The following is a 9,951-nucleotide window of genomic DNA, read 5'->3' as shown; positions in this document are numbered from 1 at the left end:
CGAGGCGGCGTTGGCCAGCAGGGCGAGGGCGAGCAGGGCGTAGCGGCTCACGGGTGGCCCCCGATGCTGCCGAGCGCCTGCGAAAGAGTGGAGGTCACGATGCCGCCGATGCCCCCGGTGGCATGGCCGATCGCATCGCCGGCGCCGGACACGCCGCCGGGCGCCGTGCCCTGGCCGGTCGGTCCGAGGCCGAGCCCGTCGGGCATGAAGCTCGGCGAACGCCCATTGCCCGGGTTCTGGAAGTTGCCGGCGTCGAGCGCGCCCAGCACCGTGTCGTCGACGCCCTGGACCGCGAGCCCGCCCATCGCCCGGCCGAACGCCGTGGCCGGGAACACCGGGGCCTGCGCCCGGACCGGGTTGTCGGTGCGCTCGGCCAGGCCGCGGTAGGCGTTCCGGGGCTCGACGGTGCGTGCGATGACGAAGTAGGGGTCCGCCGTCGGCGCCGACTGCGCTGCCGCGGCAAGCGGCAGGGCGCTCACCATGACGGTCATCAGTAGCTGGCGGATCGGCAGGGACACGGCGGTCGCTCGGGGCGGGTGGTCCCCGTGCTACAGCCAGTCCCGTGCCAACTTCTTAAGTTGTTGTTTGGAAAGGTTTTCGTCGCGTGTAGGTGGCGCGCAGGACGCGTGAAGACCGGGAAACGTTGCGGCCTCGAAACGTCACCGGGGCAGCACGTCCCTGTCGACGTCCTGAACAAGCGGGCGTACGCGCCGCGCCGCCCTCCGTGAAACCCGCGACGTGGCACGGTTCTGTCGGGCGACGCACGCGGATTGGCAGCGACCCGGACAACGTTGCATCCGCGCAACGCGCGCCGCATGCGAGGATCGGCGGCCCATCCGACGCCCTCCCTCACGATGTCAGACCCCGCCGTCGCGCCCCCCGGGCCGCCCGACTTCATCCACGTCATCGACAACGCGCTCGACGCAGCCTGGTGCGCGACGGTCGTGGAACGGCTGGGGCACGCCGATCTGCATCCGGGCCGCATCGGCAGCGGTGTGTTCCCGGACATGAAGGACAGCCTGGACCTCACGCTCGCGGGCCGCTCCGACTGGGCGGACGTCGCCAACACGCTCAATACCGCGGTGATGACCGGCCTTCGCGACTACGTGCGCCGGTGGCCGCATACGCTGGTGGCCCCGTTGATGCTCGAGGTGCAGGACGGCGGCAAGCGCCATCGCCTCACCGCCGAACGGCTGCAGGCGATGGACGATGCACAGCTCACGCCGCTGCTGATGCAGGTGTTTCGCCCGGGCGCCATCAACCTGCAGCGTTACGCCGCAGGACGCGGCGGCTACCCCTACTGGCACTGCGAGCTGTTCCCGCGCGACGCGCATGGCGAGACGCTGCACCGCCACCTGCTGTGGACGGTCTACCTCAACGACGGCTTCGGCGAGGGCGCGACCGAATTCCTGTACCAGCAGCGCAAGGTCGTGCCGAAGACCGGCTCGCTGCTGCTGGCGCCCGCCGCGTTCACGCACACGCATCGCGGCAACCGCCCGCTCGGCGGCGACAAGGTCATCGCGACCAGCTGGATCCTGTTCCAGCGCGCCGAAACCCTGTTCGGCGCGCGCTGATCGGGGCGGCTACGGCCGCGAGTGGTTCAGCACCAGCCAGTACAACCCGACCTGCTTGACCGCCCACACGAACTGCTCGAAGTCGACCGGCTTCTGGATGTAGCTGTTCACGCCGAGCGCGTACGTCGCCTCGACGTCGAACGGCTCGGTGCTGGTCGTCAGCACCACCACGGGCAACGAGCGCGTCGCCTCGTTGGCGCGGATCGCCTGCAACACCTCGCGGCCATCGACTTTCGGCAGGTTCAGGTCGAGCAGCACCAGCGACGGCAGGTCGGCCGGATCGCGGTCGGCGAAGCGGCCGCGTGCGAACAGGTAGTCGAGGGCTTCGGCGCCGTCACCGACCACCGCGAGCTGGTTCGCGATCTTGGCTTCCTCGAACGCGAGCCGGGTCAGCTCGACGTCGTCGGGGTTGTCTTCGACCAACAGGATTTCTTTTTGCATCGAGGTCTCAGGGGTTCGCGGCGGGCAGTTCGACGGTGAACGTGCTGCCCTGCCCTTCGATGGACGAGGCGTCGACGTTACCGCCGTGTCGTTGCGCGATGCGCCGGGCAATCGCCAGGCCCAGGCCGTGGCCCGCGCCCTGCTCGACGCCGTGCAGGCGCTGGAACGGCTGGAACAGCTTGTGGGAATACTGCATGTCGAAACCGCAGCCCGTGTCGCGGATCGCGATATGCAGGCGATCGCCGACGCGCTCGCCCCGCACCTCGATGCGCGGGTTGTCGCAGCCACGGGTGAAGGTCCACGCGTTCTCCAGCAGCGTGCGCAGCAGCTGCTTGAGCAGGCGCTCGTCGCCCAGGGCCCACAGGTCGGGCTGCACGTCGACGGCCACCTGTCGGCCGGCGTCGGCGTCGAGCAGCTCGGCCAGCACCCATTCGGCGAGCAGCGACATGTCGACCGGCGCCGACTGCATCGACGCACTCCCGGCACGCGACAGTTCGGCCAGCGCGTTGAGCAGGCCCGACATGCGCGTAGCGGCCGCGCGGATGCGTGAGAGATGCATGCGCTCGGAGGCATCGAGCTTGGCTGCGGAGCGATCCTCCAGCAGCTTGGCGAAGCTCTCGATCGAGCGCAGCGGCGCGCGCAGGTCGTGCGCCACGGTGTCGGCGAACATCTGCAGCTGGCGCTGCTCGGCACTGTTGCCGGCCGGCGCGTCCAGCCATTGCACGAGCCAGCCGCCGTCGGCGAGCGCGGCGACGTGAAGCTGCCCGGCGGGCTGGGCGGAAATCTCGAAGCTGCCGGCCCTGATCGTGGCGAGCGCGGCGTCGAGCGATGCCAGCCCGCGCGTCATCGCCTGCGCGAAGCGCCTCGCGAATGCTTCATTCGCCGCCTGCACGTGCCCGCCGGCATCGATGCGCGCGGTGGGCGCGGCGCAGGCGTGCAGCAGCGCGTCGGCGGCGCCGGCTCCATCGGTATCGGATCGGGTCGGCATGGGCACGTTCGTTGGGCGACCGGTCGACGAAGGCGGCAGTGTACGTCGCGGCGGTGACGGCCCGATCCACGCGCGGCATTGACCGGCGCGAGTGGCAGGATGGGGGCTGGCCCCCGCGTGATCGCCATGGACCTCCACCAGATCCTGTTCCTGCTGATCCTCGCGGGCTCGCTCTACCTGTTCGTCAGCGAGAGGCTGCGCGTGGACGTCACCGCGATGCTGACGCTGCTCGCGCTGGTGGTGACCGGCGTGCTCGACACCAAGCAGGCGTTGTCGGGGTTTGCCAGCGAGCCGGCGATCATCGTCGCGGCGGTGTTCGTGATCTCCGGCGCGCTCGCGGCGACCGGCATCACCGAGCGCCTCGGCCAGTGGATCGGGCGCGCGGCGGGCCAGGCAGAGTGGCGCGCCGTGCTGGTAATCATGCCGGCCGTCGCCGTGCTTTCGTCGTTCACCCACCACGTGATGGTGACCGCGATGATGCTGCCGATCGTGAGCCGCTTCGCGCAGGCGCGCGGGTTGTCGCCATCGAAACTGCTGATGCCGATGTCGCTGGCGGCCTCGCTCGGCACCACGCTCACGCTGGTGAGCGCGCCCGCGTTCCTGCTTGCGGCCGACCTGCTCGAACGCACGCACAGCGGCAAGCTGCACATCTTCTCGATCACGCCGATCGGGCTGGCGCTGGTGGCGATCAGCATTCCGTACATGCTGCTGGCGCGCTGGCTGTTGCCGCATCGCGGCACGCAGGCGAGCGATGACGACTGGATGCAGCTCGGCGGCTACCGCACCGAACTGCGCATCGTCGAGGGCGGGCGCTGGAGCACGCGCACGCTGGCCGAGCTGCGCCACGTGCTCGGCGACTCGTTCAAGCTGCACGGCTGGATGCGCGACGGCCACGTGCGGCGCGACCTCGTCGAAACCAGCCCGCTCATCGCCGGCGATGTGTTGCTGGTGGAAACCTCGGCCGATGCCATCGCCTCGCTGCACGACGACCCGGGCCTCGACCTCAACGCGATCACCCGCTTCGGCGACCACGTCGACGGTGACGGTGAGCCGCAGCTCGTGCAGGCGCTGGTGGCGCCGGCGTCGGAATTCATCGGCCACTCGCTGCGCGAGCTCGACTTCGCCCGGCGTTTCCATGCGCTGGTGGCCGGGCTTTGGCGGCGACGCGGCGCGCAGGCGTTGCGGCTGGCCGACGTGCGCCTGCGCGAAGGCGACCTGCTGGTGCTCTACGGCCGCGCTTCGCGGTTCGCGGAACTGGCGGCGCACCACGGCTTCCTGATGCTGATGCCGTTCGGCGGCGAGGCCAAGCGCCGCCTGCGCGCGCCGCTGGCGCTGGTCGTCCTGCTGGCCACGATCATCACCGCGGCCACCGAGTGGCTTCCGGCGCCGCTGGCGTTCCTGTTCGGTGCGGTGGCGATGGTGGCCACGCGCTGCGTCGACGTCGAACAGGCGTATCGCGAGATCGACGTACGCATCTTCGTGATGATCGCCGGCGTGATCCCGCTCGGGATCGCGATGGAGACGACCGGCACCGCGCAGTTGCTGGCCAACGCGCTGCTGCATTTCATCGCGCACTGGCCGGCGCTCGGCGTGTTGCTGGTGATGTTCGCGGCCGCCGCGCTGCTGACGCAGATCCTGTCGGACGGCGCGACCACGGTGCTGCTGGCACCGATCGCGCTGAGCATCGCGCATTCGCTGCACCTGCCGGCGACGCCGTTCGTGGTGTGCACGGCGCTGGGCGCGGTGGTGGCCTTCCTGACGCCGATCGGCCACCACGGCAACCTGCTGATCCTCGGGCCGGGCCAGTACCGCTTCAGCGACTTCCTGAAGATCGGCCTGCCGCTGACCACGTTGATCGCGGTGGTTTCCGCGTGGATGGCCCGCTGGTTGTGGCTCGGCGGGCCGCTGTGGCCGCTGTGATCAGTGCGACGCGGCCAGCGTTGCGGCCGACCCGTGTTCGCGTGGCAGCCGCGCCTCGAACACCGTGCCGTCCTCGGCGTTCGAGGTGACTTCCAGGCTGCCGCCGTGCGCGGTCGCGATCTCGCGCGCGATGTACAGGCCCAGCCCGAGGCTGGTGGGGCGCGAGTCACCGTCCGGCAACTGCACCAGCGGCTTGAAGATGCGTTCGATGTCGGCTTCCGGCACCGGCCGGCCGTGGTTGATCACGCGCAGCACGATGGTGTCCGCCTCGTCGCGCGCCTCGATCTGCACGCCGGGCCCGCGGTCGCCATGCTGCGCGGCGTTGACCAGCAGGTTCGTCAGCATCTGCTGGATGCGCACCGGGTCGAACGTGCCGCGCAGGTCGCCCGCCACCGCGATGTCGAAGCGCGAGCGCGGGTAGGTGGCGCCAGCGTCGTCGACGGCGGCCTTCACCAGGTCCGCGATGTCGCAATGGACGGGCGACGTCGGAATGCCACGGCCCATCTGCACGCGCGTGTAGCTGAGCAGGTCGTCGACCATGTGGTTCATGAAGCGCGCCGAGCGCGATGCGCGCTGCCCGAGATCCTGCACCTGCTCGGCGGAGACGCCGGCGCGCGTAAGCAGTTCGCCGATCATCGCGACGTTGGCCAGTGGCGAGCGCAAGTCGTGGCCCAGCACCGCGAGGAACAGGTCGCGTGCAAGGTTCTCGCGTTCGGAATACGCGACGATCGACTGCGCGAGCGCCTGGTCGATCGCTTCATTGAAGCGCACCATTTCGTCCATCGCGGTCTCGGTGACCTCGCGCACGGTCGGCAGCCACAGGCGCAGCACGGTCGCGCGCAACGCGCGGAACTCGGCGCTCAACTGCAGCAGGGAATAGTCGTTGCTCTGTCGAAGCGCGCCATGGATCGCGGACGAGGCGCGCAGGCCCGGCGCGTCATCGGAATCGCCCTGCGACTTCGCGAGCTGCTCGGCATCGGACTGCGGGCACGACAGGTCGAGCGCCACCGCCTGGAGGATCTCCGCCGCGTGGTCACGCAACGCGAGGTGCGTCATCCGCGAGCCTTCCGGCGCATTTCGGCGCGCGAACTGTTCCCAGTCCGACAGGATCGCCTCCATGTCGGAATCGATGAATCTGGAAAGCTGCATCAGCAAGTCCTTGCGTCGGCATGGTGACCGCGCGTCGCGGCGCCGTGGCCGGTGGTCGAACGGTGGGCACAGCGCCGGAAGAGCTCAAGCCGCAGTGTGGGCGCAGTGTAGGCGTTTGACCGGACGCCGACGGGTCGGGCTCAGAACAGGCTGCCCTGCGCAGAAGGTACTCGCGGCGCGATGAACCGCCGGGTGTCCAGCGCTGGGAAGCGCCCATACCCCAGGCGCGCGCGCGCCTTGCGGAAGCGCTGCTCGACCAGCTGCGCGAACACGCCGGTGCCGGTCATGCGCGTACCGAAGCCGGCCTGGTAGTCCTTGCCGCCACGCATCTGCTGCACGAGGCTCATCACGTGCCCGGCGCGGTCGGGGTAGTGGAGCTCGAGCCATTCGCGCCAGATGTCCTTGAGCTCGTTCGGCAGGCGAAGCAGCACGTAGCCCGCCTCGCGCGCACCGTGTTCGTACGACGCCACCAGGATCCGCTCCATCTCCATGTCGGTGATCATCGGGATCACGGGCGCCACCATCACCCCGACCGGCACGCCGGCATCGCCCAGCGCCTTCATCGCGCGCAACTTGGCATGCGGCGCCGACGCACGCGGCTCGAGCTTCGACGCCAGCCGGTTGTCCAGCGTGGTGACCGAGAAATGCACGCTGACGAGGTTGTCGCGCGCCATCGATGCCAGCAGGTCGATGTCGCGTTCGATCAGCGCGCCCTTGGTGACGAAGCTCACCGGATGTTTCGTTTCGGCGAACAGCTCGAGCACCGCGCGGGTGATCCCGTAGCGGCGCTCGATCGGCTGGTAGGCGTCGGTATTGATGCCGAGCGCGGTCACCTGCGGCACGTAGCCCGGTTTTGCGAGTTCCGCGCGCAGGCGCTCGAGCGCATTCGTCTTGGCGAACAGACGGGTTTCGAAGTCGAGCCCGGGCGACAGGTCGAGGTAGGAATGCGTAGGCCGCGCGAAGCAGTACACGCAGCCATGCTCGCAGCCGCGATACGGATTGAGCGACTGCGAGAAGCCAACATCCGGCGACGTGTTGCGCGTCAGGATGCTGCGCGCGCGTTCCTCGGTGACGGTGGTCGCCGGGCGCGGCGCGTCGGCGATCTCGTCGTAGACCGAGCCCCAGCCGTCGTCGACGCCTTCCACGGCGGTCGCATCGAAGCGCGACGCCACGCGCGATGCGGCGCCGCGCCCTTTGATCGGCTTCAACGGTTTGCGGGCGTCGGTCATGCGGTAATTGTCCGGCGCGCCCGTCTCATGCCACGTGACCGGCCGTGGCGGGGCCGGCCGGCGGTGCGCGGCCGTAAGATCATCGGCCCACCGCCGCGTCCGACTGAATGAGCCCTGCCCCCTCCCCGTCGAGCGTGCGAACTCCCGGCTGCGCCCGATCGCGCCGGGCGGCCGCCGCGCGGGCCCCGGCATGATGGCCTTGATGGACTGGCTGCACGCGGCGATGCATGCGCATCCGCTGCGCTTCGACCTGCTGTTCGCCGGCTGGGTCGTCTACCTGGTCGGCCTGGGCCTGTGGATCGTGCTGCAGAAGCGCGAACCGGTGGCGACGCTGGCCTGGCTGATCAGCCTCGCGGTGCTGCCGTACGTGGGCTTCGCGGTGTACTACTGGTTCGGGCCGCAACGGATCCGGCGCCAGCGCCTGCGTCGCGGCCGGGCACGCGCGCGCTTGCCGCTGTCCGGCGCGGGCACGGTCGACTGCCTGACGCACGAACTCGCGCGCCTGGGCCAGGCCACCACGCGCCTGCCCGCGTCCAGCGCGACGGACGTGCAGCTGCTCATCGACGGCGGCGCCACCTACGAGGCGTTGCTGGGCGCGATCGCACTGGCGACCGACCACGTGCACCTCGAGTACTACATCTTCGAACCCGATCGCACCGGCACGCGCGTGCGCGATGCGCTGATCGAGCGCGCCGCCGCGGGCGTCAAGGTTCGGCTGCTGGTGGATGCGGTCGGTTCCTCGCGCATGGGGCGCGGTTTCCTCGCGCCGCTGATCGATGCCGGCGGCGAAGTGGCCTGGTTCCACCGCATGCTGACGCCGTGGCGCCGCAAGTGGCTCAACCTGCGATCGCATCGAAAGATCGTCGTGATCGATGGCCGCGTCGCATTCACCGGCGGCATCAACGTCACCGACGAGGAGGACGAGCGCCTGCGCAGCGACGCGTATCGCGACCTGCACCTGCGCATCGAAGGCGAAGTGGTCGGCGCGCTGCAGCAGGTGTTCCTCGAAGACTGGATCTACGCGACCGGCCAGAAAGCGCCGAGCATGCCGGGCGTTGTCGCCGAGCCGGGCCCGGTCGACGCGCAGGTTCTGGTGTCCGGGCCGGACGCGCCGTGGGAGGCGATCCATCGCCTGCATGTGTCGGCGATCCATGCGGCGCGCAAGCGTGTCTGGCTGGCGACGCCCTACTTCGTGCCCGGCGAGGCCGCGATGATGGCGCTGACCTCGGCCGCGCTCGCCGGCCTCGACGTGCGCCTGCTGGTGCCACTGCAAAGCGACTCGCGCCTGGTCACCTTCGCCGCGCGCTCCTATTTCGACGACCTGCTCGCCGCGGGCGTGCGAATCCACGAGTACGGGCCGCGCATGCTGCACACCAAGGCGCTGCTGTGCGACGACGACGTCGCGATCGTGGGCAGCGCCAACTTCGACCACCGCAGTTTCCGGCTGAACTTCGAAGTGTCGATGCTGTTCCGCGACACGGGCATCGCGTCGTCGCTGGCGAAGCTGCTGCAGAACGACCTGGGGCATGCGCCGCGCGTACGCGTCGACCGACGTCGCTCGTTCTTCCGCGCGCGCCTGCCGGAAGCACTGGCGAGGCTGTTGTCACCGCTGTTGTAGGTCGCACGGTGGGGACGCGCGCGCCCGATCCGCGAACGGAAGAACGGCGCCTTCGACCGGCGGTCAGCTGCCCGCGCGCGCGGCGAGTCCCGGGCCGTGGCGGCGCTACACTGCGGCGGTCGCTGGAGGATTGCCCATGGCCTGGCTCTACCTGCTCCTCGCCGTCGCCGCCCTGGTCGTGGCGTTCAAGGCCGCTTCGGCGGCGTTGATGCTGGTCGCCCTGCTCGCCGCGTTCGGCCTGTTGCTCGCATGGCTGATGGGGCTGCTGGCAGCGCGCCTTGAGAGTCGCAGCAGCGACCCTTCGATGATCGTCGACCCGGCCGAGTTGATGCGCCTGCGCGAACAGGCCGAAGCGCGCCGTGCCGCGGCCGCCACGGCGGCGCCGCCGGAAGCCTGATCCTTCGCGTCGATCGCGCGATCGCCTTCGCGGAAGCCGGCGCGGTCGCCAATGGTGTCGGCGTACGATGCCGGCATGACCCGACTCAGCGTCAACGTCAACAAGATCGCCGTGCTGCGCAATTCGCGCGGCGGGAGCGAGCCCGACGTGGTGCGCGCGGCACGCGCCTGCCTCGATGCCGGTGCGTTCGGCATTACCGTGCATCCGCGCCCCGACGCGCGCCACATCACCGAGGCGGACGTGCATGCCCTGGCCGCACTGACGCGCCAGCGCGGCGTGGAGTTCAACCTCGAAGGCAATCCGTTCGCGCCCCCGCGTGCCGGCTATCCGGGCTTTCTCGCCTTGTGCGAGGCCACGCGCCCGGCGCAGGCCACGCTCGTACCCGATAGCGATGCACAGGTGACGTCCGACCACGGCTTCGATTTCGCCGAAGACTGCGGTCGCCTCGCCGAGTTGATCGCGGCGTTGAAGGCGATCGGCTGCCGGGTGAGCCTGTTCGTCGACGCGGACCCGGCGGCGGCGGCGCGTGGCGCGACGGACGGCGTCGAAGCGGCGGCGCGCATCGGTGCGCAGCGTGTCGAGCTGTATACCGGACCGTTCGCGCATGCGTTCGCGCTTGGCGACGCCGGCGCTGC

The 9,951-nt window shown here is 70.1% G+C and carries 10 protein-coding genes; 5 read left to right on the top strand and 5 right to left on the bottom strand.

The features are described from left to right. Positions 1–47 precede the first annotated feature (47 nt). Positions 48–518, bottom strand: a complete 471-nt coding sequence (locus tag FW784_RS09485) for a hypothetical protein (RefSeq protein ID WP_149353106.1) — start codon at positions 516–518, stop codon at positions 48–50. 336 nt (positions 519–854) lie between these two features. Between FW784_RS09485 and FW784_RS09480 the strand changes: the two genes are divergently transcribed. Beyond that, entirely contained in the window at positions 855–1,574 is a 720-nt protein-coding gene (locus FW784_RS09480) for a 2OG-Fe(II) oxygenase (protein WP_149353105.1), read from the top strand. A 9-nt stretch (positions 1,575–1,583) separates the two neighbouring features. Here the strand turns inward: FW784_RS09480 and FW784_RS09475 are convergent, their stop codons facing one another. Both FW784_RS09475 and FW784_RS09470 read right to left on the bottom strand, forming a co-directional pair. After that, positions 1,584–2,015 carry a response regulator gene (locus FW784_RS09475; RefSeq protein ID WP_149353104.1) on the bottom strand — a complete coding sequence of 144 codons (432 nt, stop codon included), beginning with the start codon at positions 2,013–2,015 and terminating at the stop codon, positions 1,584–1,586. A gap of 7 nt (positions 2,016–2,022) precedes the next feature. Next, entirely contained in the window at positions 2,023–3,003 is a 981-nt protein-coding gene (locus FW784_RS09470; protein ID WP_149353103.1) for a sensor histidine kinase, read from the bottom strand. Positions 3,004–3,129: 126 nt separating this feature from the next. Here FW784_RS09470 and FW784_RS09465 point away from each other — a divergent pair, with 126 nt between their 5' ends. After that, positions 3,130–4,923 carry an SLC13 family permease gene (locus FW784_RS09465; protein WP_149353107.1) on the top strand — a complete coding sequence of 598 codons (1,794 nt, stop codon included), beginning with the start codon at positions 3,130–3,132 and terminating at the stop codon, positions 4,921–4,923. Here the strand turns inward: FW784_RS09465 and FW784_RS09460 are convergent, their stop codons facing one another. Beyond that, the gene (locus FW784_RS09460) at positions 4,924–6,072 is read right to left on the bottom strand and encodes a sensor histidine kinase (RefSeq protein ID WP_149353102.1); all 1,149 of its coding nucleotides are present in this window, start codon (positions 6,070–6,072) and stop codon (positions 4,924–4,926) included. A 140-nt stretch (positions 6,073–6,212) separates the two neighbouring features. Beyond that, positions 6,213–7,301, bottom strand: coding sequence for a PA0069 family radical SAM protein (locus FW784_RS09455; protein ID WP_149353101.1), 1,089 nt, complete (start codon positions 7,299–7,301; stop codon positions 6,213–6,215). A 190-nt stretch (positions 7,302–7,491) separates the two neighbouring features. Here FW784_RS09455 and cls point away from each other — a divergent pair, with 190 nt between their 5' ends. From cls to FW784_RS09440, 3 genes are all read left to right on the top strand, one after another. Beyond that, the gene (gene cls / locus FW784_RS09450; RefSeq protein ID WP_149353100.1) at positions 7,492–8,919 is read left to right on the top strand and encodes a cardiolipin synthase; all 1,428 of its coding nucleotides are present in this window, start codon (positions 7,492–7,494) and stop codon (positions 8,917–8,919) included. Positions 8,920–9,055: 136 nt separating this feature from the next. Further along, positions 9,056–9,316 (top strand): hypothetical protein, encoded by a 261-nt coding sequence (locus FW784_RS09445; RefSeq protein ID WP_149353099.1) that lies wholly within the window; start codon positions 9,056–9,058, stop codon positions 9,314–9,316. Between the two features lie 75 nt (positions 9,317–9,391). Continuing rightward, positions 9,392–9,951: pyridoxine 5'-phosphate synthase (locus tag FW784_RS09440; protein WP_149353098.1), on the top strand; the 560-nt coding region annotated here is incomplete at its 3' end.

This window comes from Cognatilysobacter lacus, assembly GCF_008274655.1.
Taxonomy (GTDB): domain Bacteria; phylum Pseudomonadota; class Gammaproteobacteria; order Xanthomonadales; family Xanthomonadaceae; genus Cognatilysobacter; species Cognatilysobacter lacus.
This window is presented reverse-complemented; position numbering and strand designations above follow the sequence as displayed.